This is a genomic window from Palleronia marisminoris, assembly GCF_900172315.1.
Taxonomy (GTDB): Bacteria; Pseudomonadota; Alphaproteobacteria; order Rhodobacterales; family Rhodobacteraceae; genus Palleronia; species Palleronia marisminoris.
In genome coordinates this window covers 1-25032 of sequence record NZ_FWFV01000006.1, presented here as the reverse complement: position 1 = coordinate 25032, position 25032 = coordinate 1, and the positions used below count along the sequence as shown (strand labels likewise).

Here is a 25032-nt window from a genome sequence, read left to right as displayed (position 1 = left end):
CCCCAGCGTCGTCGCCCGGCTTTGCTCGCGCGCGATCCCTTCGCGCTGGAGTGGAACCAACGCGGGCCGGGCCGCATTGGGCCCAGGAATTGAACCTTCCACTGAAAGGCTGCAACATGGTGCGACCCGTGACATCCGAAGACATGGACCCGACCACCCGGAATCCCACGACCGAGGATCTTGCCCGGCAGGTCGATGCCCTGAAGGCGGACATCTCGCGCCTGACCGAGTCGCTGGGCGAGTTCGGAAAGGCCAAGAGCCAGCAATACCGGACCGAGGCGCAGCGCCGCGCCGAGGGGCTGCGTGACCAGGCGCAGGGTCGGATGGACGAAGTCGAGGTCTATGTGCGGCAGAACCCCACGCAGGCGCTTGGCATCGCTGCGGGCGTCGGACTGCTGATCGGCCTCTTCAGCCGCCGCTGACCGCATGCTCGGATCCCTGCTCGGACCTCAGATCGCTGCTCTGAAGCTTATGCTCAGGGCGAATTTGCGCCGTGCGACCTGGGGCGCCGCCGGAGGGATGCTGATCCTTCTTGGGGTGGTGTTCTTCGGCATCGCGCTCTTGATCCTGCTGGCGCAGGCCGTGGGCGTCGTGGCGGCCCTGCTGATCGCGGGTTTCGCGCTGATCCTGTTCGGGATCGCCGTGCGGGCTTGGTCGCGCTATCCGCCCCGGGTTGCCCCGCGCCCGACTGCCGCGCCCATTCGCGACCCGATGGTCGATCCAATGGCTGGCCCCGTGGCCGGGTCGCCGCTGACTGCGGCGACGATCATAAACGCGGTCGTCATGGGGATTGCCGCCGGCCGCGCGGTGCGCAGGCGCGACCGGCCGTAGGCACCCGAGGGGGCGAGGGTGCCCCCTCTCTTTCGCGCGACTCGGAACGAGTTTCTCTCATTTTCAACACATCGGGCGGGTTGGAACAGCCCGAAGGGTTGATTTTGCCATGTGTTTCACGTTCTTAAGTCGAGCACGTTCTGTGGCGGGAGAGATTCGATGGCGATCGACTGCCGGAACTGCCCGCTCCGGGCCAACCCTCTGTTCCAGACGATGACGGAAGACGAGCTCGAATTCATGCGGGACTTCAAGTCCGGCGAGATCGAGATCCCGCCCGGTGCCCCGATCCTCGTCGAGAGCGAACCGTCGCCGCGGCTCTACACCGTGCTCGACGGCATGGGGCTGAGGTTCAAGACGCTCGACGACGGCCGCAGGCAGGTTCTGAACTTCGTGATGCCGGGCGATTTCCTTGGCCTGCAGGCGGCCTTCGGGGCGCATATGGGTCACAGCGTCGAGGCCACGACGCCGATGCGCCTCTGCGTTTTCGAACGCTCCGAATTCTTCTCTGTCTTCGCAAACCAGCCATCGCGGGCCTACGACGTCACCTGGATTGCGGCCACCGAAGAGCATTTCCTGGGCGAAGCTCTTGCCAGCATCGGTCAGCGTTCGGCGATCGAGCGGATCGCGTGGGGCCTCGTCCAGATATTCGAGCGTGCGCGGCACCTCGGAATGACCCAGGGCACGACGCTGGATTTTCCGTTTCGCCAGCAGGACCTCGCCGACACGCTGGGACTGTCGCTCGTGCATACGAACAAGACGCTGGCGAAGCTGCGCGAGCGCCAGCTTGCCACCTGGATGGGCCGTCAACTGACGATCCACGACCTCGACGGGTTGAACAAGCTTGCCATGGCCTCGCCGGGCGTCCTGCTGAAAGAGCGCCCGCTGATGTGATCAGTCGCCGATATAGATGTCCGCCGCGGCCGCCCCACGCTGCCCCATCGGGCGATCCTTCCCGACGGTCGTGTCCTGGCGGGTCCGACGCTCCAGCTCGGCATTGAGCGACGCGCCGAGAAGCACCGAGAAGGCGCTCAGATACAGCCACATCAGCAGCGCGATGACGGCGCCCAATGCGCCGTAGACCTCGTTGTAGCGGCCGAAATTCGACAGGTAGTAGCTGAACCCGTAGGAAATGCAGCCCCAGATCACGACCGCGACCAGCGCACCCGGCGTCAGCCATTGCACCCGTGGCCGACGACGGTTCGGGCCATAGCGATACACGACGCCGATCCCGGTGATCACCACGGCTAGCGCGACGACCCAGCGCACGCTTGCCACCAGCAGCGTGGTCAGCGGCCCCAGCGGCAGGATCGACAGGATGATGGGAAGCACCACGACCGACAGCAGCGCGACCAGCGCCACGCCGATCAGCAGGAACGTCACCCCGAAGGCGGCGGCGACTTGGCGCACGCCGACGCGGTTCTTCTCGCGGTAGATCGAGTTCAGCCCCCGGATCAGCGCCGCCACCCCCGCCCGCGACGACCAGATGGCCGCGGCCAATGAAATCGCGGTGGTCCACCCCAGGGTCGAGGTGTTGGCCGTGATGAGCGACGTGATCTGCTCGTCCAGGATGGCGTATGCGTCGCCGGGCATGAGGCCGCGCATGGTGCTGAGTTGCTCGTACACCGTGTCGGGATCGGCGACGAAGCCCCAGATCGCGATGATGGCCGCGAGGCTGGGAAAGATGGCAAGCATCCCGAAAAACGCGACCCCGGCCGAGATCAGCCCGATATTGCTGTCGTTGAGGTCCATGAACACGGCCCGTGCCGCCCCGAGCCAAGCGCGCCAGCCCAATCCCGGCCCAAGTGCGGCCGATCTGGTTCTGAGCGGGATCTCGGCATCGGTTTCCATCGCGATACGATATAGACGGCGGGGCCCGTTGGGCATGTTCCCGCCCAGACAAAGCGGGAAATGTCGCCACGTCGCAACAGGTGGGGTGCGGCAAGCTGCCGCGGAACTGTTGGACTTGCGCGTCCGAGTTGTTATTCTGGACGCATGCCCGGCGCCGGGGCTTGGCGGCGCAAGTGCTTAGGAGGACTATGTCCTGTCTCTTGCAGAGATCGCGGTGCAATCCGACACCGCAAACCACGGCATGAGTGCCGCAGCCACGCAGAAGCTGACCAGCGAAGAGCTGCTGGCCGACATTCTCACTTCCCTCGACGATGACAAGGCCGACGACATCGTGCAGATCGACCTGCGCGGGAAGTCCGAGATTGCCGATTACATGGTCGTGGCCACGGGCCGCTCGACCCGGCAGGTCGTGTCGATCAGCGAAAAGCTGACCGAGCGGCTGAAGCTGGAGCATGGCGTTCAGTCCAAGGTCGAGGGCAAGGATGGCGGCGACTGGGTGCTGATCGATACGGGCGACGTGATCGTCCATGTCTTCCGCCCGGAAGTGCGCGAGTTCTATCAGCTGGAAAAGATGTGGCTTTCGCCCGAGCAGGCCGCGGCCCGCTACTGACGTGAAGCTCCGCATCTGCGCGGTGGGCCGGATGCGCTCCGGCCCCGAGCGCACCCTGATCGACGACTACATCGCCCGGTTCGACCGGACGGGGCGAGCCCTGTCCCTCGGGCCGCTCGAAGAGGCCGAGATCGAGACACGCAAGGTCTCGGGTTCCGGTCCCGAGGCCGAAGCCCTTCTGAAATCCGTCCCCGACGGCGCCCTGATCGTCACGCTCGACGAGCGCGGGCGCGAGATGACCTCTCCTGAATTCGCCGACCGCCTCGCCGCCTGGCGGGACGAGGGGCGGCCCGAAATCTGCTTCCTGATCGGCGGCGCGGACGGGTTGGATGCGTCGCTGCGCAGTCGGGCCGATGCCTCGATCCGCTTCGGCAAGATGGTCTGGCCGCACATGCTGGCGCGGGTGATGCTGTCCGAACAGCTCTACCGTGCGGCGTCAATTCTGGCGGGAAGCCCCTATCATCGCGCCTGAGTGGTTTGCGTCCGGCGGCATGGCCGCTAACTAGGGGGCGGAACGAACAAGGAAGCGCCCCATGTCCACGCCGAAGCCCGTCGTCCTGTGCATCCTCGACGGTTGGGGTGACCGCGCCGAGACCGAGGCGAACGCCCCGGCACTGGCGCAGACTCCCAATTTCGACAGAATCCGGGCCGCGGGTCCGTCCTCGCAGCTGACGACTTTCGGCCCCGATGTGGGGCTGCCGCAGGGACAGATGGGCAACTCCGAGGTCGGCCACACCAATATCGGTGCCGGCCGGGTCGTCGCGATGGACCTGGGCCAGATCGACCTTGCGATCGAGGACGGCTCGTTCTTCGAAAACCCGGCGCTTCTGACCTTCATCGACAAGCTGAAGGAAACCGGCGGCACTGCGCATCTGATGGGCGTCGTCTCGGATGGCGGGGTCCATGGCCACCTGAGCCACATCGTGGCCGCAGCCCGGACGATCGCCGAGGCGGGCATCCCCGTCGCGATCCACGCCATGACCGACGGCCGCGACGTCGCGCCGAAATCGGCTATCGGCTTCCTGGACGACCTGTCCGCCAAGCTGCCCGAGAGCGCCCGGATCGTCACCGTCACGGGGCGCTACTACGCGATGGACCGCGACAACCGGTGGGAGCGGGTCGAGACCGCCTACCGCGTGATGGTCGAGGGCCGCGGCGAGGCGTCGGCGCCTGATCCGCAGGCGGCCGTCCAGCAATCCTACGACAAGGACAAGAACGACGAGTTCATCCCCGCCACCGTGATCGGCGACTACGCGGGGATGCGGGACGGGGACGGCCTGTTCTGCCTGAACTTCCGTGCCGACCGCGCGCGCGAGATCCTGCGCGCCATCGGGCAACCGGATTTCGCCGAGTTCGACGTCTCGAACCGGGCGAACCTCGCGGTGCGGCTGGGGATGGTGGAATACAGCGATGACCATGCCGAGTGGTTCTCGCCGGTCTTCCCCAAGCGCGAGCTGGTGAACACGCTGGGCGAATGGGTCGCCAAGCACGGCAAGCGCCAGTTTCGCGTGGCCGAGACAGAGAAGTATCCCCACGTCACCTTTTTCCTCAACGGCGGCAAGGAAACGCCCGAGGAAGGCGAGGATCGCACCATGCCCAAGTCGCCCAAGGTGGCGACCTACGACATGCAGCCCGAGATGAGCGCGGTCGAAGTGACGGACCGCTTCGTCGAGGCCATCGAGGGCGGCTACGACCTGATCGTCTGCAACTACGCCAACCCCGACATGGTGGGCCATACCGGCGACCTCGACGCCGCCATTGCCGCCTGCGAGGCGGTGGACCGGGGTCTCGGGCGGGTGCTCGAGGCGCTGGAACGGCAGGGTGGGGCGATGATCGTGACCGCCGATCACGGCAATTGCGAAACGATGGTCGATCCCGAGACGGGCGGGCCACACACGTCGCATACGCTGAACCTCGTGCCGTGCGTCCTGGTCGGCGGTCCCGAGGGCGCGACGCTGGCTGACGGACGGCTTGCCGATCTCGCCCCGACGCTGCTGGAGTTGATGGGGATGGAGCAGCCAGAGGAAATGACCGGGAAAAGCCTGATCCGCCGATGATCCGCGCGGCCGCCCTTCTTGTCCTGCTCGCCCTGCCCGCGGTGGCACAGCCGACGCCCGAGGCGCTCGCACGCGACGCGGCGCGGCAGCTCGAAGCGGCGGGGGCCGAGCTTGCGCAGGCGGGCGAGGGCTATGACAGGATCGACGGGCTGACCCGCGTGATCCACGCCTACGAGAGCGGCCTCGCGGCCATGCGCCACAGTCTGCGCGCGGCGCGCCTGCGCGAGGCCGAGGTGACGCAGAGGCTCGACGACGAAAGTACGCAGGTGGGTGCCGTGCTGAACGCCCTGACCACCATGGGGCAGGCGCCCGAGGCGATGCTGCTGCTCCACCCGTCAGGCCCCACCGCCACCGCGCGGGCCGGGATGCTGATGAGCGACGTCACCCCCGCGATGTTGGGCGAGGTCGAGGCGCTGAAGGGCGATCTGCAGGAGATCGCGACATTGCGGGCCCTTCAGGGCAGCGCGCTGGGCGATCTCGAGGCGGGTCTCCAGCAATGGCAGGATGCCCGCACCGGCCTTGCCGACGCGATCGAGGCGCGCGCGGATCTCCCGCGCCGGGTGACAGAGGATGCCGCAGCGATGGCGCTGCTCGCCGCGAACGCCCGGACACTCACCGAGTTCGCCGACGGCCTTGCCACGCTGCCCGAGGATGCGATCAGCGCCCGGCTGCCCGCCTTCGAAACGGCGGTCGGCCAGCTCTCGCTGCCCGTGCATGGCGAGGTCCTTCGCCGGTTCGACGAGGCCGACGCGGCGGGCGTGCGCCGCTCCGGCTGGGTCTTCGCGACCCTGCCCGGCGCGCTGGTGACGACACCGTGGCCGGCGACCATCCGCTACCGTGGTCCGCTTCTGGACTACAGGAATGTGATGATTCTGGAGCCCCAGGCCGGCTATCTGATGGTGTTCGCCGGTCTGGCCGAGGTCTATGGTGCCGCCGGAGAGGTTCTTCCGGCCGGTGCGCCCCTCGGGATCATGGGCGGTGCCGCCGAGGCGGGGATGGCCGGATTCCGCCCGGACGAAGGTGCGGTTTCGAGCCAGAGATTGTATGTTGAGGTGCGGCGCAACGGCGAGCCGGAAGACCCGGCGAAGTGGTTCGCGCCCAATCAAGGATGAGGCAGAGATGAGAAAATTCGCGATGGCCGCGCTCGGTGGCACCGTGGCGGGGGTCCTCCTGACCACGCAGGTCGCCGGCCCCCTGATCGCTCAGGAGAATGCCGAGAGCGAGAACGTCTACGAGCAGCTCGACCTGTTCGGCGACATCTTCGAGCGTATCCGCGCCCAGTATGTCGAGGAAGTCTCCGAGAAGGAGCTGGTCGAGGCGGCCATCGACGGGATGCTGACCTCGCTGGACCCGCACTCGTCCTACCTGTCGCCCGACGATGCCGAGCGCATGCGCACCCAGACCCGCGGCGAGTTCGGCGGCCTCGGCATCGAGGTCACGCAGGAGGAAGGCTTCGTGAAGGTCGTCTCGCCCATGGACGGGACACCGGCGTTCGAGGCGGGCATGGAGGCGGGCGACTTCATCACCCATGTCGACGGCGAGTCGGTGCTGGGCCTGACGCTGGACGAGGCGGTCGAGCTGATGCGCGGTCCCGTGGGCTCGGAGATCGTCATCACCGTCGTCCGCGAGGACCAGCCCGAGCCCTTCGACGTCTCGATCATCCGTGACACGATCGAACTGACCGCCGTGCGTGGCCGGCTGGAAGGCGACACGGTCGTCCTCCGGGTCATCACCTTCAGCGACCAGACCTATCCCAAGCTGGAAGAGACGCTGAACGAGCTGGTCGAAGAGGCCGGTGGCATGGACCAGGTCAACGGCTTCGTCGTCGATCTGCGCAACAACCCCGGCGGCCTGTTGACCCAGGCAGTCCGCGTCAGCGACGCGTTCCTCGACGAGGGCGAGATCGTCTCGACCCGCGGCCGCGAGCAGGAAGACAGCGACCGGGTGAACGCGACCGAGGGCGACCTGGCCCAGGGCAAGCCGATGGTCGTGCTGATCAACGGCGGCTCGGCCTCGGCCTCCGAGATCGTGGCCGGTGCGCTGCAGGATCACCGCCGCGCCATCGTCATCGGCACCAAGTCCTTCGGCAAGGGCTCGGTCCAGACGGTCATGCCGCTGCGGGGCGAGGGGGCCATGCGCCTGACCACCGCGCGCTACTACACGCCCTCGGGCCGCTCGATCCAGGCCCTGGGCGTGTCGCCCGATATCGTGGTGCAGCAGCCCCCGGTCGAACCCGAGCCCGAGGAGGAAGAGGACGACAGCCCCGCCGCCAGCTTCTCGCGCTCCGAGGCCGACCTGCGGGGCGCGCTGACGAACGACTCGCTCAGCGAGGACGAGCAGGACACGATCCGCGAAGAGCAGGAGGCCGCCGAAGAGTCCGCGCGCCTGCGTGAAGAGGACTACCAGCTCGCCTATGCGATCGACATCCTCAAGGGCTTCCTCGCGCTGAGGTCCGAGCAGTGAGCCGCCCGACGCGCGAGGATCTTCCCTATCGTCCCTGCGCGGGAGTCGTCCTGGTGAATGCCGCCGGCCACGTTTTCGCCGGGCGGCGGATCGATCACGATCAGGGCGCGTGGCAGATGCCCCAGGGCGGTATCGACGAGGGGGAAGACCCTCGCGAGGCCGCCCTGCGGGAGCTGGAAGAGGAGACCGGCGTCGCCCGCGACCTGGTCGAGGTCGAGGCCGAGACCGCCGATTGGGTGCACTACGATCTGCCCGACGAGTTGCTCGGCCGGATCTGGAAGGGAAAGTACCGGGGGCAGGCGCAGAAATGGCTGCTCTGCCGCTTCCTTGGCCGGGACGAGGATATCGACATCGGCACCGGCTCGCCCGAGTTCAGCGCCTGGAACTGGATGCCGCCGGCCGAGTTGCTCGACCAGATCGTGCCATTCAAGCGCGATGTCTATGAACGCGTGTTCCGCGAATTCGAGGACCGTCTGTCATGATGATCCGCCTTGCCCTTCTGTCCCTCGTGGCGGCCCAACCGGCCTTTGCGCTGTCCTGCCTGGCCCCCTCTGCCGCCCGTTCGGCCGCCGAAGCGGTCAGCGCGGAAGAGGTCTTTCACGTCGCCGTCGGCACCTTTGCCTATGACGAGGTCGAACTGCCGGCCGGCGGCGCCTCGATCGAGCCGACCGAGACGTCGATCCCGGCGGTGTTCGAGGGCCGCGCGCTGACGCAAGCCGGGTTCACGGGCGAGATCTCGGGCCAGGTGATCCTGCAGGTCGAGTGCATCGGCCCCTCGTGCGGATCGGTTCCGGCTGACACGGAGACGCTGGCGTTCTTCCGCGAGAGCGCGGGCGAGATGGTGCTCGACGTCAATGCCTGCCCGAACTGGGTGTACCCCGAACCTACCGAGGCGCAGCTTGAAACCGTTCGCGCTTGCGTTCTGGACGGAGACTGCGCCGAGGGCTGACCGGACTCCACACCGGAACAAAAATGGAACATGATGGGGCATGACGACTCAGCCCCCCATCGCGGAACTTTCGATCACCTCGAACTTCACCTTCCTGACGGGGGCTTCTCATCCCGAGGAGTACGTGGATCGGGCAGGGCTGCATGGAATGGGCGCGCTTGCCATCGCCGACGAGAACTCGGTCGCGGGAATCGTGCGCGCCTGGACGCGGGCGAAGGAACTGCGCCGCCAAATCGAATGGCGCGCGGCGGAGGACCCCATCGGCCCGCCCCGGCCCAAGCATATCCCCAAGCCGCCAAGCCTCGATATCACGACTGTCCCGCGCGTCCTTGCCGCGGCGCGGATCGTCACGGACCAGGGGCTCGAGGTTACTTTCCTGCCCCGCGACCGAACCGCGTGGGGACGGTTGTCTCGCCTTCTGACGCTGGGTCGGCTGCGGGAGGACAAGGGGAAGTGTCGAATTTCCCTGCAGGATCTTCTGGACTGGGGCGAGGGGGCGGAGCTTCTGATCCACCCCGGCGGCCTCAAGGACTGGCGGGGGCACGCGGCGCGCCTGGTCGAGACGTTCCCGGGCCAGTGCAGCCTTGCGCTCAGCCCCCGCTATGACGGGCAGGATGCTGCCCGGTTCAAGCGGCTCGTCCGGGTCGCGGATGATCTCGGCATCCCGCTTGCCGCCACGGCGCGCCCCCTGATGCACCACGGCAGCCGGCGGCGGCTGGCCGACGTGCTGACCGCGATCCGGCTGGGGCGACGGGTGGACAACCTGGGCCGCGCCGCACTTCCCAATGCCGAACAGCGCCTGAGAAGCCCGTCCGAGCTGCGCCGGCTCTTCGCGGGGGTGCCCGATGCCATCGACGCCGCCGCGCGGATTGCCGAACGCTGCACCTTCGACCTGGGCGAGCTCAGCTACGAATACCCCTCCGAGGCGACCGCGAGCGAAACCGCCGATCAGCGCCTCGCCCGCCTCGCCCACGAGGGGCTCGCCTCGCGCTATCCCGACGGCGCCCCCGAGCATGTGCAGAACCTGCTGAAGCACGAGCTGACGCTGATCGGCAAGCTGGGCTATGCGCCCTACTTCCTGACGGTGAACGACATCGTCGCCTTCGCCCGGTCGCGCGACATCCTGTGCCAGGGGCGGGGGTCGGCGGCGAACTCGGTCGTGTGCTACTGCCTTGGCGTCACCAGCGTCTCTCCCGAGATCGGGACGATGGTGTTCGAGCGTTTCGTCAGCGAGGCCCGCAACGAGCCCCCCGATATCGACGTCGATTTCGAGCACGAGCGCCGCGAGGAGGTGATCCAGCACATCTACGAACGCTACGGCCGCCACCGCGCCGGGCTCTGCGCCACGGTGATCCACTATCGCGGCAAACGAGCGGTGCGCGAGGTGGGCAAGGTGATGGGCCTGAGCGAGGATACGGTCGCCGCGATCTCCTCGCAGATCTGGGGGTTCCTGGGGAAGGAGGGGCTGGAGACCTCGCGCATGGCCGAAATCGGCCTCGACCTTGGCGACCGGCGGCTGGCGATGACGATGGACCTGATCCAGCAGATCATCGGCTTTCCCCGGCATCTCAGCCAGCATGTCGGCGGCTTCGTCATCACCGAGGGGCGGCTGGACGAGCTGGTCCCGATCGAGAACGCGACGATGGAGGGGCGGACGGTCATCTGCTGGGACAAGGACGACATCGACAGCCTGGGCATCCTGAAGGTGGATATCCTGGCGCTGGGGATGCTGACTTGCCTGCGCAAGGCATTCGACCTGATGCGGCAGCACCACCGGCTGAACTATACGCTGGCCAACCTGCCGGTCGAGGATCCGGCGACCTACCGGATGCTGTCGAAGGCCGACAGCGTCGGAGTGTTCCAGGTCGAAAGCCGGGCGCAGATGAACTTCCTGCCGCGGATGAAGCCAAAGACCTTCTACGACCTGGTGATCGAGGTCGCGATCATCCGCCCCGGCCCGATCCAGGGTGACATGCTCCACCCCTACCTGCGCCGGCGAGAGGGAAAGGAGGCGGTGTCGTTCCCGAGCGACGCGCTGGGCAAGGTGCTGGGCAAGACGATGGGCGTGCCGCTGTTCCAGGAGCAGGCGATGCAGATCGCCATCATCGGCGCCGGATTTTCGCCGGACGAGGCCGACCGCCTGCGCCGGGCGCTGGCGACGTTCAAGAAGCTGGGCAATGTCAGCGAGTTCCGCACCCGATTCCTGCGCGGGATGCGCGAGAACGGCTATGACGACGACTTCGCCGAGCGGTGCTTCAGCCAGATCGAGGGGTTCGGCAGCTACGGCTTTCCCGAAAGCCACGCGGCCAGTTTCGCGCTGCTGGTCTATGCGAGCGCCTGGATCAAGTGCCACTATCCCGGCGTCTTTGCCTGTGCGCTGCTGAACGCGCAGCCGATGGGGTTCTACGCGCCGGCGCAGATCGTGCGGGACGCGCGCGAGCACGGGGTCGAGGTGCGCCCGGTCTGCGTCAACCGCAGCTACTGGGACAACACGCTCGAGCCTGATGGGCGCGGCGGGCTGGCGCTGCGGCTGGGGTTCCGGCAGATCAAGGCGCTGCGCGAGGACGAGGGGCGCTGGATCCCCGCCGCGCGGGGCAACGGCTATCAGGCGGTCGAGGATCTGTGGCGTCGCGCGGGCGTGGCCCCTCGGGGTCTGCGCATCCTGGCCGAGGCGGATGCCTTCGCGTCGATGGGCCTCAACCGGCGCGAGGCGATCTGGGAGGCGAGGGCGATCGGCGGGCCTGCGCCGCTGCCGCTGTTCTCGGGCGATATCGACGGCGAGGGCATCGTCGAGCCCGCCGCCTACCTGCCGCAGATGACGGCGGGCGAAGAGGTGGTCGAGGATTACGTCGCCACGCGCCTGACGTTGCGGGCGCACCCGATGTCCTTCCTGCGCGCGCGCCTGACCCCGGGCATGGGGACGATGCCGCAGGGGGACGTGCTGCCGGGGCGGCGGTTCGGAGAGGCCCGCGGGCTCGTCCGGTCCGACGCCTGGAGCATGGAAGAGGCGGGCGGCAAATGCGTGACGGTCAGGGAGTAGCGTGCCAGAGCTTCGGCTCGGCGATCTCCAGCGAGTTGCCTGCCGGGTCGCGAAAGTAGATCGACCGGGCACCGTTGGGCCACGTGATGCGGCGTTCGATGGGGATGTCGTGGCCGGTCAGGTGCTTTTCCCACCCGTCGAGATCCTCCGAAGCGAGGCAGGCGTGGCCCGGACCGCGCGCGCCGTGGGGCGGGGCGGCGAGGGGGCTGTCGCCGGGGGTCGCGGCGGCGGCGGGGTCGAAGATCAGCAGGATGGTCCGGCCCGCGCGGAAGAAGACGTGGCGACCCTCCATCTTCAGCACCACGGGCAGGCCGAGGGTCTGGCCGTAGAAGCGCTCGGCGGCGTCGAGGTCGTCTGCATAGAGCGCGGCCTCGAGAAGGCCGGTCGTTCCTGGCGTGGTCATGGCCTTCCTCCGGAAACCGCCCCCGGCGCGAAGACCGGGGGCGGTCGTGGTCAGAGATGCGGGAAGATCTTGTCCGGTGTGGCGGGATAGTCGCGGACGCGGACGCCGCAGGCGTTGTAGATCGCGTTGGTGATCGCAGCCCCCGCGCCCGAGATGCCAAGCTCGCCGATGCCCTTGACCTGCATCGGGTTGGCGTAGTCGTCACGCTCGTCCACGAACAGCACGTCCAGATCGCCGATATCGAGGTTCACCGGCACGTGGTACTCGGCGAGGTCGTTGTTGACGACGTGACCCGTGCGGTGGTCGTGCTGGATCTCTTCGGTCAGCGCCGTGCCGACGCCCCAGATCTGGCCGCCCCACACCTGGCTCTGGGCGGTCTGCTCGTTCAGGATGCGTCCGGCGGCCATGACCGCCAGCATCCGCTGCACGCGCACCTCGCCCGTCACGGAATTGACCGCGACCTCGGCGAAATGGGCGCCGAAACCGGCCTGCGTGACCTCTTGCTTGCCGGGTTCGATATGGCCCTCTTCGGTGACCGGCCCGTCGAGGAGTTCCGAGATCGGGCGCCGGACGTTGCCGCCGGTCGCGATGCCGTCCTGCAGGCGCAGGGCGTCGGGGTCGCAGCCCAACCGCTCGGCGATCTTGCGGCGGATCGCCTTGGCACCAAGGAACACCGCCGACCCCGAAGAGGCCGCACCCCACGAGCCGCCGGAGCCCGAGGCGTGGGGCAGGTCGGTATCGCCCAATTCGACGGTGACCTGGTCCGAGGGCAGGCCCAGCATCTCGGCCGCGATCAGGCTGAGGATCGAATAGGTGCCGGTGCCGATATCGGTCATGTCGGTCTCGACCAGCGCCGTGCCGTCGGGGTTCAGGGTCACGCGCGCCTTCGATTCCATCAGGATGTTCGTCCGCGCGGCCGACGCGACGCCCATGCCGACGAACCACTCGCCCTCGCGCCGTTCCTTGGGGGCCTTGCGGTCCGACCAGCCGAAGCGGTCGGCGCCTTCGGTCAGGCACTGGGCCAGCGAGCGCGAGGAATATTGGAAGCCGCTTTCGGGATGCACTTCGGGGATGTTGCGAACGCGCAGGTCGATCGGGTCGATCCCCGCAGCCTCGGCCAGTTCGTCCATGGCGTTTTCCAGCGCGAGCATGCCGATTGCCTCGCCCGGCGCGCGGACCGAGCCGCTGGCCGGCCGGTTCAGGCGGGCGACATGGGTCGCGTAGGTCCGGCTGTCGCCGCCATAGAGGAAGTGGGTGGCGGTATCGATCGGCTCGGAGAACGTCTCGTCGGGCAGGTTCGACTGCCAGTTCTCGTGCCCGACGCCCAGCAGGTTGCCGTCCTTGTCGGCGGCCAGGCGCACGCGCTGGCGCGAGGGGGTGCGCAGGACGACGGCCTCGAACACGTTGTTGCGGTGCATCTCGACGCGCACTGGGCGGCCGAGATGGCGCGACGCCACGGCGGCCGACACGCAGGCCGCGTCGATGCCCAGCTTCGAGCCGAAGCCGCCGCCGATGTAATGCGACAGCAGGCGCACGTTCTCGGCCGGGATGCCCAGCGAATCCGCCAGTTCGTTCTGGTTGTACTTCAGCATCTGGAGCGAGCCGCGGACCGTGACCTTGTCGCCCTCCCACGTGGCCAGTGCCGTGTGAGGCTCCATCGCGGCCGAGTTGTGGGGGCTGGTGGTGAAGGTCGCATCCACGGTGAAGGCGGCGTCGGCCATCGCCTGTTCCAGGTCACCCTGGCTGAGGGATTTCTTCTCCTGCTCCTTGAAGTTGGTCGCGGTCGAGAAGTCGGGGGTCGCGTCGTCCTCGCGCTGGTAGTCCACCTTGACGGCGTGGGCGATGTGGCGCGCCTGCTCGAACGTCTCGGCCACCACCACGGCGATGGGCTGGCCGAGATACTGGATCTGGGGGCCCGGCTGCACCGGGTTGGTGTTCGCCGTGCCCTGGGCCGAGTTGCGGATCATGTGGTCGGTGAAAAGCCCGAGGAAGCCGGGCATGTCCTTGACCGAGTCGCGGTCGATCTTGAACGTGCCCTTGGTGATGCCGGCCCGGACAAGGTAGCCCTGGGCCATGTTCTCGGCCTTGTATTCGCCGGCATATCTGGCCGTGCCGGACACCTTCAGCGGCCCTTCGGGACGCGGCGTCGGCTTGGTGATCGCGCCCTGTCCGGTCTCGTCCAGCAGGCGGGGCTGGATCTTGTCCATTTTCAGATGCTCTGTCATTGGGTCGCTCCCGTCAGTTCGCCCAGGACGGCCTTCACGACGCGCCGGGTCAGGGGGATCTTGAAGTCGTTGTCGCCATGGCTCTGCGCGCCTTCCAGAAGCACGTCCGCCGCCTTGTCGAAGAGCGCCTCGGACGGAGCCTCGCCGATCAGCAGGCGTTCCATTTCGGTGTTACGCCACGGCTTGGGGGCAAGGCCGCCGAAGGCCAGTGCGGCATCGGTGATCTTGCCGCGATCGGTCGCGACGACCGCCGCGCAGGACACCAGCGCGAAGGCATAGGACGACCGGTCGCGCACCTTGCGATACATCTGCGCGCCCTTGGGGGCGTCGGGCAAGTGGACCGCGACGATCAGGTCGCCGGCTTCAAGCGCGGTTTCCTCGTGCGGGGTGTCGCCGGGCAGCTTGTAGAATTCGTCCAGCGTCAGGATCTGCGCCTCGCCGCCGGGCTTCTCGATCTCGATCCGGGCGTCGAGGAGGCGCATGGCGACGGCCATGTCCGACGGATGCGTGGCGATGCAGTGCTCGGAGGTGCCAAGGATGGCGAGGATGCGGTTGCGCCCCTCCATCGCCATGCAGCCCGAGCCGGGCTCGCGCTTGTTGCAGGGCTGGGTCGTGTCGTAGAAATACGGGCAGCGGGTGCGCTGCAGCAGGTTGCCGCCGGTGCTGGCCTTGTTCCTGAGTTGACCGGTCGCCCCGGCAAGAAGCGCGCGGCTGAGGACGCCGTATCTTTCGCGGATCAACGGGTCGGCGGCTAGGTCGGCATTGGTCACCAGCGCGCCGATGCGGACGGAATTCTCGGCCTCTTCGATTTCCGTCATGTCGAGGCGGGTGACGTCCAGAAGCTTGGTCGGCGTCTCGATCTCGTGCTTCATCAGGTCGAGAAGGTTGGTGCCGCCCGCGATGATGCGCGCGGCGGAATCGTGGGCATCGGCGTGCGAGGTGGCGCGGACGTAATCGAACGGCTTCATTCTGCGGCCTCCTTGGACGTGCCTTCATCGGGGGCGGCTTCGGTGATGGCCGCGCAGATGCCGGGATAGGCCGAACACCGGCACAGGTTGCCCGACATCCGCTCCTTGATCTCGGTCCGGCTGAAATCCGGCATGGCGGTCAGGTCGTCGGTGACGTTCGACGGCCAACCCATGTTGAATTCGTCGATCATGCCTTTCGCGGACATGATCTGACCGGGCGTGCAGTAGCCGCACTGGTAGCCGTCATGCTTCACGAAGGCCTTTTGCAGCGGGGACAGCGCGCCGGGCTGGCCGACGCCTTCGATCGTGGTGATCTCGTCATCCTCGTGCATCACCGCCAGCGTCAGGCAGCCGTTGATGCGGCGGCCGTTCACCAGCATCGTGCAGGCACCGCATTGCCCGTGGTCGCAGCCCTTCTTGGATCCCGTCAGGTCGAGGTGGTTGCGCAGCGCATCCAGAAGCGTGGTGCGCGTGTCTATGTCGAGCCTGTGGCTCTCACCATTTACGTTGAGCGTGATTTCCATGGATGCCCCCAGTTCAAGCGTCTGCGGGGGTAAGGACCCGGGCAGGGGGGCGGTTCCGGGGAATCATTCCAGTGCAAAAAAGTCGGATTTAAAGGTCAAGCGGCGCGGTCTCGCCCGACTCTTCCAAGTGCCACGCCGCGGACCAGCGATCGGCGCGCCGCCTGAGGATCAGGTAGTTGCGCTCGGCCGTGTACGAGCGCGTCTTTCCGGGCAGGGGGTGCAGCCGGATCGGGTGGCCCTTCACGGGGGCCTCGCCCAGCCGGGCCAGCAGCGACAAGGCGGTGGCGAGCCCGTCGGGCGGCGCGGGGTGCGAGATGCCCGAGGCCACCAGCTGGTGCAGCGCACCCGTTTCGGTGCGCATCGTGCCGCGCATGGCGAGGTGGATCTCGCCCGACAGGACGGCCAGGGAATGGTCCGGGCGGTCCTGCACCTCCATCAGCGCGGTCAGGAAGCGACGCCACTCCGGCCGGTGGGCGTAGCTTTGCCACTGGTCGCGCAGGTCGTCCTCGTAATCCTCCATGTGGCGGGTCAGCTTCATCGCCCGTTCGACCAAGGACATCCGCGGCCCGAGCGCGGGCACGGACGAAATCAGGAAGGTCTGTGCCTCGGTCCCGCGGAGGGCGGGGGAGAGGTCGGCCCACGCCTCCTCGCTCATCACCTGGGACTTCGACCGGGTCGAGCGCAGGTCGGGGGCCATCAGCGTCACGCCCGGCAGGTCCACGCGCCACGCCAGCGCGCGCCCGCGGCCGATGCAGATCTCGGGTCGCTCGTCGGGGCGGCAGCCGAACTGGAACAGCAGGTAGGCCTCGCGTGCGGCGGCGTAGAGCACCTTGGCGACGTCGCTGGTCTGGGCCTTGCGCCGCAGCGACCCCCAGCCGTCGCAGATGTCGTGGTCGTCCCAGACACAGAGCGAGGGAATCCGCGCGACGGTCTCGGCATAGCCCTCCTGCGCCCACTGGGTGGCGTAGCGGCGGAAGAACTCGGCGTCGAGCGTCGCTTTCAGGTCGCGCCATTGCTCGCCCGTCAGGTGGTCGGGCACCTCGTTCGGCCACTCCTCGGACAGCGGATGGGCCTTCGTCACCTCGTCGGCATAGATCTGGTCGCCGCCGTTCAGCAGCACCTGCACGGGCTCGTCGTCCAGCCGCGCGCCCAGATGCGCCCACAGCGCATTGCGGTCGGCGGAGGGACGGTCGAGATCGCCGTTCTCCTGCCCATTGCACGACGCGAAGGCGAGGGTGACGTCGCCGGTCACGTCGGTCGAGACGCGATGCTCCACTCCGTCGCAGGTATAGGTCGCGCCGCCGGAGGGCAGCGTCATCTCGGCCCGCCAGAGCGTCGCGCCGGCGCGGGTGGCAAGCGCCTCGGCCTCGTGTGGCGTGTCGGTCGCGAAGGCGGGAGGTGGCGCGCCCTCGAGGCGCATGGCGGTGACGGCGACGCGCACGCCCCAATCGCCGGCGGCGCGGAGGAAGAGCATGGGGCCGGTCGGGGGGGCTGTCTCTGTCATGGATCCAAGCTGGCTTTGGGTGCGCGCGGATGCAACGGCGGTTTCGCCTCGCCGTTCCCCTGTCGGCCTTGTATGACCCCGCCATGACGGAGCCCATGGAAATCTTTCTCGTCGCCCCGCCGGGGCTGGAGCCGACCCTTGCCGAAGAGGTTCGCGCGCTGGGCTACGTGGCCGAGGTGACGCCGGGCGGCGTCAGCGTGCAGGGCGGGTGGCCGGATGTCTGGCGGCTGAACCTCGAATGCCGGGGTGCCGGGCGGGTCCTGGCGCGGATCGCTACGTTCCGCGCCTTCCACCTCGCGCAGCTCGACAAGCGGGCGCGCAAGGTGGATTGGGCGGCAGTGCTGCGCCCCGACGTGCCCGTGCGGGTCGAGTCGACGACGCGCAAGTCCAAGATCTACCACGCCGGCGCCGCGACCGAACGTATCGCCCGCGCCATCACCGAAGAACTGGGCGCCCCCGTCGCCGACGACGCGCCGGTCGCCCTGAAGGTGCGGATCGACGACAACAACGTGCAGGTCTCGGTCGATACCAGCGGCGAGGGGCTGCACAAGCGCGGTCACAAGGAATGGGTCGGCAAGGCCCCGATGCGCGAGACGATGGCGGCGCTGCTGCTGCGGATGGCGGGCTTCGACGGGCAGATGCCGGTGGTCGACCCGATGTGCGGCTCGGGGACCTTCGTGCTCGAGGCGGCGGGGATCGCCGCGAGCCAGCAGCCGGGCCGCGACCGCAGCTTCGCGTTCGAGCAACTGGCGAGCTTCGAACCGCAGGCGGTGGCGGCGCTCGGCCGCGCGGGCGGCACGACGCCACCGCAGTTCCACGGCTTCGACCGCGATGCAGGCGCGGTACGGGGTGCGACGGCCAATGCCGCCCGCGCCGGTCTGGCCGCGGCGACCCGCTTCACCGCCCAGCCCGTCAGCGACCTGACCCCGCCTGTGGGGCCGCCGGGCCTCGTCATCTGCAACCCGCCCTACGGCGCGCGGATCGGCAACCGGAAGCCCCTGTTCGCGCTGTACGGCTCGTTGGGGCAGCGTCTGTCAGAGCATTTCGCCGGCTGGCGCGTGGCAATCGTCACCTCGGACGCCGGTCTCGCCCGCGCCACGGGCCTTCCGCTGACCGAAAGCGTGCCGATCGCCCATGGCGGCCTGAAGGTGCGGCTTCACACGACGCAATTGTAGGGGACTACCGCCTTTTCCGCGAGGCCCCGGATCCGAGCTTCTGAAACGGAGAAGGGCCCCGCACGGCCAGGGCTGTAGTCAGAAAATGAGATCGGTCGCCCACGAATGATACCAGGCCAGGCGCACCTTGGACCGAGATGGCCGAAATTCCAGATGGCGCGGGACGAAACGCTGAACCTTGACGTTTTTCTCGCTTATCGGCCTGCAACATAGTTGCTCGAATCGTACTCACCTAGTTACGATAGTTTCACTGCGCGGGTTGACGTCTCGCCTCGGTCCCGGCCCCGCAGGCAACTTGCGAGTCACCTGAAGGCCCCGGTGAGTCGCCTGTTCCGTGGGATTGTGAGGTATCGATCCGCCCTGGAGCACACGCCATGAAGGAAACCATTGTCCTTTCCGATGAAGCCTACCACCGCCTGGTTTACGACCTCCTACAAGCACGCGACGAGTTCCAAGTGATGGAACTGATCGGCGGCGTGGCGAACGTCTGGCCCGAGTCTGCCCTGACCGGCCCGGAACGGGAACACTGCGATCGTCAGATTGCCGCCACGGCCGAACTGGGCGACCGAGTTCTCCGCGCCGCGACGAGGCCAGCTAATTCGGCCTACGAGTGCACTCAGGAACTTGGGGCGACGCCGCTCACGTGGCCGCCGGCCAGACCCCGACCGGTGCGACCCGGAGTTTGCAACCCGCCTTGGGGCACCTCAAGATGAAGAGATGCGTGCCGTCGTAAAGTGACCTTACCGCCTGGTCTCTGATCTGAGTGCCGCGACTGGAGAGATCCGCCTGATCAATGCGACTATTCGAGTCGCGAAGTGGCGCGATCCCGTCGCGGAGTTCATTTTCCGACCTCTCGCTCGGACCGGCGGCTATCGAGCCGGCAAGGACGTGCCAAGCGACCAACTCCCGGTCTCGGTCTCCCCGCTTCGCGGCGCGCTACGGGGAGACGGCTCTGGTGCAGCGTGTCGCCGAAGCTTCGTCCGGACTCGCGATCTTGCGAGAAGCGCGGCTGGATGATCTGGTCGCGCGGGAAACCTGCTGGCGTGGCAGTGGGGGACTGCTCGGAAGGACAATGAATGTATCACAAGGGTGAAGTCACCTATGAGCCGCTGCCCCTGCCGGACCGGGTTCAAATGGCCGAGGTTGACGCAGTCGTAGCTGCGGAAGCCTTCCGGGACTACATGCGGAAGCGCCATTCGGTCCGCCACTACGACACGCGTCCCGTTCCAGAGGCGGTCGTTGCTGCCTGCATAGAGGCGGCGGCCACCGCACCTTCGGGAGCGAACCACCAGCCTTGGCATTTCGTGGCGATCTCCGATCCGGAGGTGAAGGCCCGCATACGCGCAGCCGCCGAGGAGGAGGAAAAGGACTTCTACGCTGGCGGCGGCGGTGATGAATGGCTGTCCGCCCTCGAGCCCATCGGGACCGGGGCCAGCAAGCCGCACCTGACGGACGCCCCGTGGCTGATCGTCGTTTTCGCACAGCGTTACGGCGTGACGCAGGACGGCGCGCGCTACAAGAACTACTACGTCCCCGAGAGCGTGGGCATCGCTACCGGCTTTCTGATTGCGGCTCTGCATCACGCGGGCCTCGTCTGCCTGGAGCACACGCCGAACCCGATGAAGTTCCTGCCCGAGCTCTGTGGCAGGCCAGCCCACGAGAAGGCGGTGATGATCCTTCCGGTCGGCTATCCGGCGCCTGACGCAACCGTGCCTGCTGTCGCGAAGCGAAAGAAACCGCGGTCGGAGATCCTGACGGTGATGCGTCCGCGCGCGGAGCCACGATGATGTCAGATAGCGAAGGTCCCCAGCTTCAGGTCGGCCACCCCTTGATCTATGGGCGCGGTCACGGCTCAGAAAGACGCGCGGCTTGCCCCTGTGCCTGCCGCTCCCTTTGAAGATTGCGACCTTCAACATCAATGGCGTCAAGCGGCGGCTCGGCAACCTGCTCGAGTGGCTGGAGGACGCACAGCCGGACGTCGTCTGCCTGCAAGAGCTGAAAGCGGCGCAAGGCGACTTCCCGGACGCCGCGATCGAACGTGCTGGTTATGAAGCCGTCTGGGCGGGTCAGAAGTCATGGAACGGCGTCGCGATCCTAGCGCGAAATGCGAAGCCTGTGTTGACGCGCACCGGCCTTCCCGGCGATCCGGCAGATCGGCAGCGTCGCTACATAGAGGCTGCGGTCAGCGGCGTGCTGATCGCCTCGATCTACGCGCCGAACGGCAATCCACAGCCCGGGCCGAAGTTCGATTACAAGCTCGCTTGGCTCGACCGCATGAACCGTCACGCGGCCGGCCTGCTCGCGGCCGAGGTGCCGGTCGTGCTGGCAGGCGACTTCAACGTGGTCCCGGAGGCGCGCGACATCTACCAGACGAGATCCTACGATCAGGACGCACTGGTGCAGCCCGCCTCTCGAGATGCCTACCGGGCGCTCCTGGAGCAGGGATGGACGGATGCGCTTCGCACTGCGCACCCGAGCGACTCCATCTTTACCTTCTGGGACTATCGCCGAAACCGCTGGACGCGCGACGCCGGGCTCCGGCTCGACCACATCCTGCTCAGCGGCAAGCTCGCGCCCAAGCTGATCGAGGCGAGCGTCGACCGCGACGTCCGTGGACGTGAGGGTGCGAGCGACCATGCGCCGGTGTGGGTCGAGCTAGCGGCCCCGGATCGTGGGTAGCAGCTGGGCGCTGTGCGGGCTGCCGATTCACGGATAATCTCTCGCTCTGCTTTCCGGTAGAGCGGACTGGTCCACAGCTCAGACGTCCTGTTCGAGCACCACGCAAGCATAGGTTCGGCCATTCCAACCGACATGGATCGCGACTTCGTAATCCCCAGCATCGCCCGGCAGTGTGGCCGATCCAAGCGGAGCAGGGGTGTCTGGTGCCGCCTCGAATTCGCCCGTCTGCTGCAGCGAAACGCTTGTTCCCGCCCGACGGGATTGGATCTTCAAGCTGTATGTGCCGACAATCGGCTCTGCTGTAGTCAGGCTCCCTGCCATGTGCACTCCGGTCCTCGTTTCCTCTGACTGGACCGTGCAAGAGAAGGGCGGCGCGGAATCGTGGGCGGAAGCCGAAGCGGCCAGCCCACCAGCTCCGAGGGCGAGCAGCGCCGCCATGATCGACGTGTTTCGAATATCAAGCATCTCCGTCTCTCCTATGCGAGAACGACCCGGGCGCAGCGGAAGAGCAGCTGCGCCCGTGCCAGATCAGTCCTGGACGACCACGATGACGTTTCCGCGGCCCTTCTGGACCACATCGGCAGTATTGCCGTCACCTGCCTGGATCACGCCGATCGCGTTGCTGCGACCTTGCTGGGTCGTGATCGCTTCGTTTCCCGTCCCGATCTGCGAAACGCCGGTGATGTTGTTCTTCCCGCGCTGCAGGCTGTCGGCAAAGTTGCCGCGCCCGATCTGTCCGATCACGGCACGGTTCCGATGACCGTCCTGAATGCTGATCGCGGTGTTGGACCGGCCGCTCTGGAATGCCGTCAGCCGGTTGTGCCCGCCGCGCTGTCCGACCCCGACTTCATTGCTGCGCCCATACTGCTCGACCGTGACGTTTGAGCCGCCGGCGGAGGCAGGGGCGGCTACACCGGCCGCGAGGATCAGGGAAAGGGCCGTAAATTTGATGGTGTTCGCAAAGGTCATGTTCTCGATCTCCCGTTGAGCTTCATTGGTTCTGTGCCGTCGGGCAGCAGCCTGCCTGCACGTGAACCAGCTGAGGATGGGAGCGGATGAAAAGCGATCTCATCGCCATGACAGGCGATCACGTCGCGGCCGCTATCGGATAGCAGTGACCGGTAACGCTCTGACTGAGCATCTATGGGAACAGAAAGAGGCGTTCGACAGGGCAGCCATCGTCCCCACCTGCGCCCCGAGAAGTAGGAGCTTGCCGACCCGCCTCTGTAGTCCGTGCAAGCGACAGAATGCGAACGCAGTGCTGCTAGACTGAGCTACCTATGCAGGGGTCGGGTCGGCATGCACCCCCAGCCCGCGATACGAGTGTCCTTGACCTGCCGAAAGACTTGCGCACGAAGACGTGGGGCATGACCATGCCGAGATAGGCGTCACCAGGGCAATGGGTTCCGAGCCATCACGCCCCGGCAGGAGGGATTGCTCCGCGCCGTCACCTCTATGCGCCGCCGGATGAACTTTGCGAGAAGGGCATCATCGCGTCGTTGGCGTAGGGTATAGATGGGCGACCTCTGGTGCGTCCGCCGCGCACTCGTCACGCCGCCGTCTCGCCAAGTGTTTCGGAAACCTTCTTCATCAATCGCCTGTTATCCTTCGAAGAGTTCCTCTTGGAACGACGTCGAGGAGGATTTTGTGGTCGACATGATCGGGGCAGCAGTAGCGGAGTCAGCCTCCACGGAATGGCAGAACCCTAGCGAGGTGGTTTGACATGCGCGGTGCACTGTGGCGGATCATCGAATCCGTCTCGTGGCGCACACGCTACATCCTGACTGGGGATCGCAGGAGCTGGTGTGCTCATGCGTGGACAAACCGGCACAAGGTCCACTGGCGCATCCATGTGACCATCTGGGACGCGGTTTTCATGCGCCTCGGCGAGCGGGATCACTGCCGCCGCGCCGCTGCGCATTGGGCGCGGCGAGGCCGGTGAACCGGCAGTGTCACCGGGCCGGTGCAACTGCTCGCGCTGCTGGTGGCTTCAAGTTGGGGCCGGACGGTGCACTCCATCAAGAGGAGGGAGGCGTCTACATGTCCGTCCGAACTATGTTCGCATCGTAGTCTGTTGGCCGGGAGCGGCCGTTGCCTAGCGCCGCTGCAAGTGCCGGACACTCATCGCGAAGTGAGCGTGGTGAACGTCAGGGTCGACCATGTCATCAGCTGCATTCCTTACTGCTCTGCTAGTTGCCTTCATGCTGCTGCTGCAAATCCTCGGTTCGCCCGCGTCTGCGCGTCCAGCTAGCCGATCTCGTCCCGGCCTTGATCACCTTGGCCGAAACAGGCGCGTTACTGGTCCGCCATGATGGCGAAGATACTGAGGCTGACCGTGACCCTCGGCGTCCGCGCATGTCCCGCTTCCTTTCATGCCGCAGGTAATTGCGGAGCTGCTTGGCCTGCCCGATCGCGTCATCCTTGAGCGTCGAGCTTTGCAGGTTCATGCCGGACCGAGCGGCCATGGCTACCGTCGCTTTGGAACCCGCGCCCAGCTATGGGCCCGCGGCCCCTGTGACTGGGGAATGACTAGGAGATGATTAGCGATGCACTGAACGCGCCGCTGCACCCAGGCGCGGTGAAATACTATAAGGAACGCGGCTGGATGTAATCCGACCACTCGGGCATAAGTCTCTTGCTTGCGGCCATAGGCGGGGCCGGTGGCACGAACGTTTGGCGTCTGCTAGGTGACCCACCAAACAGTTCGCCATGGGCATCGGTTGCCTGGGCATCGCGAGGCTCTGTCATGAAGTTTCTGAGACGCGCCATCGCCGCGCTTTTTGCGGCGGACGACAATCGAAGCGGTATGCTGCGGCGGCTCTTGACCGAACAGGCGGCCGCGCAGCGTAAATGGTATGCGCTGGCGGCCGTCGCGATGGTGGTCGTGGCGGCCACAACCGCTGCCACTGCTCTTTTAATGGAATTCATCGTCGACGCGATGACCGCCACCGACAACAGGAGCATCGCCCTTCTGGTGGCGGGCGCCGTTGCGGCTACGTTCACGATCAAGGGCTGCGCGAACTACGTGCAATCGGTGGCGATGTCGCGGGCCGGCAACCGGATCATCGCCAACCAGCAGGAAGAGCTGTACCGAAAGCTGCTCAGGAACGGCGTCTCGTTCTTCAATCAGCAGGAATCGTCGAACCTTCTGATGCGCCTGACCTCAGGCGCGGCGGCCGCGCAGCAGGTGATTGAATTGATCGTCGCCTCGATCAGCCGCGACGCGCTGATGCTGATCGGCCTGCTGGCCGTCATGATCTACCAGGCGCCGTTCCTGTCGATCTTCGCGCTGGTCGTCGGGCCGGTCGCGATCTTGGGCATACGCAGACTCCTGGGCCAGATCCGCGAGATCATGCGTAGCGAGCAGGCATCGGCCGCCGAGATCATGAAGGTGGTGCAAGAGACCTCGAAAGGGATCCACGTGGTCAAGGTCTTCTCGCTCGAGGACCAGATGCAGGGCCGCATGGGCGTGGCCGTGCGCAACGTGGAACGTCGCCGCAACGCGATCGCACGGATCGGCGCCGTGACAAGTCCCTTGATGGAGACGCTTGCGGGCTTCGCCATCGCCGGGATCGTGGCAGTCAGCGCCTACAACCTCTTCGGGGGCGAGCCCACGACCGCGGGCGAGCTGATGTCGTTCATCACCGCCTTCATGATGGCCTACGAGCCCGCCAAGCGGCTCAGCCGCGTGCGCATCAAGCTGGAGACGGCGATGGTTCGCGTGCAGATGATGTTCGAGCTTCTGGACTATGAGGA

24 protein-coding genes are annotated in these 25032 nt (G+C 66.8%); 16 read left to right on the top strand and 8 right to left on the bottom strand.

All coding sequences use genetic code 11. From position 1 onward, the window contains the following. Window positions 1-128 precede the first annotated feature (128 nt). The 3 genes from PAM7066_RS18970 to PAM7066_RS11070 all read left to right on the top strand — a co-directional run bounded on the left by PAM7066_RS18970 (window position 129) and on the right by PAM7066_RS11070 (window position 1722). The gene (locus tag PAM7066_RS18970; protein WP_176237567.1) at window positions 129-422 is read left to right on the top strand and encodes an ElaB/YgaM/YqjD family protein; all 294 of its coding nucleotides are present in this window, start codon (window positions 129-131) and stop codon (window positions 420-422) included. A gap of 97 nt (window positions 423-519) precedes the next feature. Continuing rightward, window positions 520-831 (top strand): hypothetical protein, encoded by a 312-nt coding sequence (locus PAM7066_RS11075; RefSeq protein ID WP_085854237.1) that lies wholly within the window; start codon window positions 520-522, stop codon window positions 829-831. Window positions 832-990: 159 nt separating this feature from the next. Next, window positions 991-1722, top strand: a complete 732-nt coding sequence (locus tag PAM7066_RS11070; protein WP_085854236.1) for a Crp/Fnr family transcriptional regulator — start codon at window positions 991-993, stop codon at window positions 1720-1722. On the opposite strand, the gene PAM7066_RS11065 is transcribed toward PAM7066_RS11070, so the two are convergent. Continuing rightward, entirely contained in the window at window positions 1723-2679 is a 957-nt protein-coding gene (locus PAM7066_RS11065) for a YihY/virulence factor BrkB family protein (RefSeq protein WP_085854235.1), read from the bottom strand. 241 nt (window positions 2680-2920) lie between these two features. Between PAM7066_RS11065 and rsfS the strand changes: the two genes are divergently transcribed. The 8 genes from rsfS to PAM7066_RS11025 all read left to right on the top strand — a co-directional run bounded on the left by rsfS (window position 2921) and on the right by PAM7066_RS11025 (window position 11798). Next, on the top strand, window positions 2921-3289 hold the full coding sequence (gene rsfS, locus PAM7066_RS11060) for a ribosome silencing factor (RefSeq protein WP_085854451.1): 369 nt from the start codon (window positions 2921-2923) through the stop codon (window positions 3287-3289). 1 nt (window position 3290) lies between these two features. Further along, window positions 3291-3761, top strand: coding sequence for a 23S rRNA (pseudouridine(1915)-N(3))-methyltransferase RlmH (rlmH, locus tag PAM7066_RS11055; protein WP_085854234.1), 471 nt, complete (start codon window positions 3291-3293; stop codon window positions 3759-3761). 61 nt (window positions 3762-3822) lie between these two features. Then, window positions 3823-5346, top strand: a complete 1524-nt coding sequence (gpmI, locus tag PAM7066_RS11050; RefSeq protein WP_085854233.1) for a 2,3-bisphosphoglycerate-independent phosphoglycerate mutase — start codon at window positions 3823-3825, stop codon at window positions 5344-5346. Further along, on the top strand, window positions 5343-6458 hold the full coding sequence (locus PAM7066_RS11045) for a murein hydrolase activator EnvC family protein (RefSeq protein WP_085854232.1): 1116 nt from the start codon (window positions 5343-5345) through the stop codon (window positions 6456-6458). The genes gpmI and PAM7066_RS11045 overlap by 4 nt, the downstream gene beginning before the upstream one ends. A 7-nt stretch (window positions 6459-6465) precedes the next feature. Then, window positions 6466-7809, top strand: a complete 1344-nt coding sequence (locus PAM7066_RS11040) for a S41 family peptidase (RefSeq protein ID WP_085854231.1) — start codon at window positions 6466-6468, stop codon at window positions 7807-7809. Further along, the gene (locus tag PAM7066_RS11035; RefSeq protein WP_085854230.1) at window positions 7806-8291 is read left to right on the top strand and encodes an RNA pyrophosphohydrolase; all 486 of its coding nucleotides are present in this window, start codon (window positions 7806-7808) and stop codon (window positions 8289-8291) included. Before PAM7066_RS11040 ends, PAM7066_RS11035 begins: the two co-directional genes overlap by 4 nt. Then, window positions 8288-8758: a hypothetical protein gene (locus PAM7066_RS11030; protein WP_085854229.1), complete on the top strand. Its 471-nt coding sequence runs from the start codon at window positions 8288-8290 to the stop codon at window positions 8756-8758. The genes PAM7066_RS11035 and PAM7066_RS11030 overlap by 4 nt, the downstream gene beginning before the upstream one ends. Before the next feature lie 40 nt (window positions 8759-8798). After that, entirely contained in the window at window positions 8799-11798 is a 3000-nt protein-coding gene (locus tag PAM7066_RS11025) for an error-prone DNA polymerase (protein WP_085854228.1), read from the top strand. On the opposite strand, the gene PAM7066_RS11020 is transcribed toward PAM7066_RS11025, so the two are convergent. The 5 genes from PAM7066_RS11020 to PAM7066_RS11000 all read right to left on the bottom strand — a co-directional run bounded on the left by PAM7066_RS11020 (window position 11788) and on the right by PAM7066_RS11000 (window position 17422). Continuing rightward, a complete protein-coding gene (locus tag PAM7066_RS11020; RefSeq protein ID WP_085854227.1) occupies window positions 11788-12201 on the bottom strand; it encodes a VOC family protein in 414 nt (137 codons plus the stop codon). The two genes, PAM7066_RS11025 and PAM7066_RS11020, sit on opposite strands and share 11 nt — an antisense overlap. Window positions 12202-12251: 50 nt before the next feature. Beyond that, window positions 12252-14426, bottom strand: a complete 2175-nt coding sequence (locus PAM7066_RS11015; RefSeq protein WP_085854226.1) for a xanthine dehydrogenase family protein molybdopterin-binding subunit — start codon at window positions 14424-14426, stop codon at window positions 12252-12254. Next, window positions 14423-15394: an FAD binding domain-containing protein gene (locus PAM7066_RS11010; RefSeq protein ID WP_085854225.1), complete on the bottom strand. Its 972-nt coding sequence runs from the start codon at window positions 15392-15394 to the stop codon at window positions 14423-14425. The genes PAM7066_RS11015 and PAM7066_RS11010 overlap by 4 nt, the downstream gene beginning before the upstream one ends. Continuing rightward, entirely contained in the window at window positions 15391-15918 is a 528-nt protein-coding gene (locus PAM7066_RS11005; RefSeq protein ID WP_085854224.1) for a 2Fe-2S iron-sulfur cluster-binding protein, read from the bottom strand. The genes PAM7066_RS11010 and PAM7066_RS11005 overlap by 4 nt, the downstream gene beginning before the upstream one ends. Window positions 15919-16006: 88 nt before the next feature. Then, window positions 16007-17422, bottom strand: a complete 1416-nt coding sequence (locus tag PAM7066_RS11000) for an alkaline phosphatase D family protein (RefSeq protein WP_085854223.1) — start codon at window positions 17420-17422, stop codon at window positions 16007-16009. Window positions 17423-17505: 83 nt separating this feature from the next. Here PAM7066_RS11000 and PAM7066_RS10995 point away from each other — a divergent pair, with 83 nt between their 5' ends. The 4 genes from PAM7066_RS10995 (at window position 17506) to xth (ending at window position 21276) form a co-directional block, all read left to right on the top strand. Further along, a complete protein-coding gene (locus tag PAM7066_RS10995; protein ID WP_085854450.1) occupies window positions 17506-18597 on the top strand; it encodes a THUMP domain-containing class I SAM-dependent RNA methyltransferase in 1092 nt (363 codons plus the stop codon). A 374-nt stretch (window positions 18598-18971) separates the two neighbouring features. Beyond that, window positions 18972-19310, top strand: coding sequence for a hypothetical protein (locus PAM7066_RS18650; protein ID WP_139214995.1), 339 nt, complete (start codon window positions 18972-18974; stop codon window positions 19308-19310). A 363-nt stretch (window positions 19311-19673) separates the two neighbouring features. Beyond that, window positions 19674-20384: a nitroreductase family protein gene (locus PAM7066_RS10990; protein ID WP_085854222.1), complete on the top strand. Its 711-nt coding sequence runs from the start codon at window positions 19674-19676 to the stop codon at window positions 20382-20384. Between the two features lie 106 nt (window positions 20385-20490). Continuing rightward, window positions 20491-21276, top strand: a complete 786-nt coding sequence (gene xth / locus PAM7066_RS10985) for an exodeoxyribonuclease III (protein ID WP_085854221.1) — start codon at window positions 20491-20493, stop codon at window positions 21274-21276. A 78-nt stretch (window positions 21277-21354) separates the two neighbouring features. Here the strand turns inward: xth and csgH are convergent, their stop codons facing one another. Together csgH and PAM7066_RS10975 are read right to left on the bottom strand one after the other, a co-directional pair. Beyond that, a complete protein-coding gene (gene csgH / locus PAM7066_RS10980; RefSeq protein WP_085854220.1) occupies window positions 21355-21741 on the bottom strand; it encodes a curli-like amyloid fiber formation chaperone CsgH in 387 nt (128 codons plus the stop codon). A 63-nt stretch (window positions 21742-21804) separates the two neighbouring features. After that, complete coding sequence (locus PAM7066_RS10975; RefSeq protein WP_085854219.1) at window positions 21805-22245, bottom strand: hypothetical protein; 441 nt, start codon at window positions 22243-22245, stop codon at window positions 21805-21807. 1777 nt (window positions 22246-24022) lie between these two features. On the opposite strand from PAM7066_RS10975, the gene PAM7066_RS10970 reads away from it, so the two are divergent. Next, window positions 24023-25032: ABC transporter permease (locus PAM7066_RS10970; protein WP_246799790.1), on the top strand; the 1010-nt coding region annotated here is incomplete at its 3' end.

Bases quoted from the DNA above. Each gene is read 5' to 3' on its own strand.
- gpmI (WP_085854233.1), top strand. From the start codon at position 3,823: ATGTCCACGCCGAAGCCCGTCGTCCTGTGCATCCTCGACGGTTGGGGT.
- PAM7066_RS11025 (WP_085854228.1), top strand. From the start codon at position 8,799: ATGACGACTCAGCCCCCCATCGCGGAACTTTCGATCACCTCGAACTTC.
- PAM7066_RS11065 (WP_085854235.1), bottom strand. From the start codon at position 2,679: ATGGAAACCGATGCCGAGATCCCGCTCAGAACCAGATCGGCCGCACTT.
- PAM7066_RS11000 (WP_085854223.1), bottom strand. From the start codon at position 17,422: ATGACAGAGACAGCCCCCCCGACCGGCCCCATGCTCTTCCTCCGCGCC.
- PAM7066_RS11040 (WP_085854231.1), top strand. From the start codon at position 6,466: ATGAGAAAATTCGCGATGGCCGCGCTCGGTGGCACCGTGGCGGGGGTC.
- csgH (WP_085854220.1), bottom strand. From the start codon at position 21,741: ATGCTTGATATTCGAAACACGTCGATCATGGCGGCGCTGCTCGCCCTC.
- PAM7066_RS10975 (WP_085854219.1), bottom strand. From the start codon at position 22,245: ATGACCTTTGCGAACACCATCAAATTTACGGCCCTTTCCCTGATCCTC.
- PAM7066_RS11020 (WP_085854227.1), bottom strand. From the start codon at position 12,201: ATGACCACGCCAGGAACGACCGGCCTTCTCGAGGCCGCGCTCTATGCA.
- PAM7066_RS11075 (WP_085854237.1), top strand. From the start codon at position 520: ATGCTGATCCTTCTTGGGGTGGTGTTCTTCGGCATCGCGCTCTTGATC.
- PAM7066_RS11005 (WP_085854224.1), bottom strand. From the start codon at position 15,918: ATGGAAATCACGCTCAACGTAAATGGTGAGAGCCACAGGCTCGACATA.
- PAM7066_RS18650 (WP_139214995.1), top strand. From the start codon at position 18,972: ATGAAGGAAACCATTGTCCTTTCCGATGAAGCCTACCACCGCCTGGTT.
- PAM7066_RS11030 (WP_085854229.1), top strand. From the start codon at position 8,288: ATGATGATCCGCCTTGCCCTTCTGTCCCTCGTGGCGGCCCAACCGGCC.
- PAM7066_RS10990 (WP_085854222.1), top strand. From the start codon at position 19,674: ATGTATCACAAGGGTGAAGTCACCTATGAGCCGCTGCCCCTGCCGGAC.
- PAM7066_RS10995 (WP_085854450.1), top strand. From the start codon at position 17,506: ATGACGGAGCCCATGGAAATCTTTCTCGTCGCCCCGCCGGGGCTGGAG.
- rsfS (WP_085854451.1), top strand. From the start codon at position 2,921: ATGAGTGCCGCAGCCACGCAGAAGCTGACCAGCGAAGAGCTGCTGGCC.
- PAM7066_RS11045 (WP_085854232.1), top strand. From the start codon at position 5,343: ATGATCCGCGCGGCCGCCCTTCTTGTCCTGCTCGCCCTGCCCGCGGTG.
- PAM7066_RS11070 (WP_085854236.1), top strand. From the start codon at position 991: ATGGCGATCGACTGCCGGAACTGCCCGCTCCGGGCCAACCCTCTGTTC.
- PAM7066_RS11015 (WP_085854226.1), bottom strand. From the start codon at position 14,426: ATGACAGAGCATCTGAAAATGGACAAGATCCAGCCCCGCCTGCTGGAC.
- PAM7066_RS11010 (WP_085854225.1), bottom strand. From the start codon at position 15,394: ATGAAGCCGTTCGATTACGTCCGCGCCACCTCGCACGCCGATGCCCAC.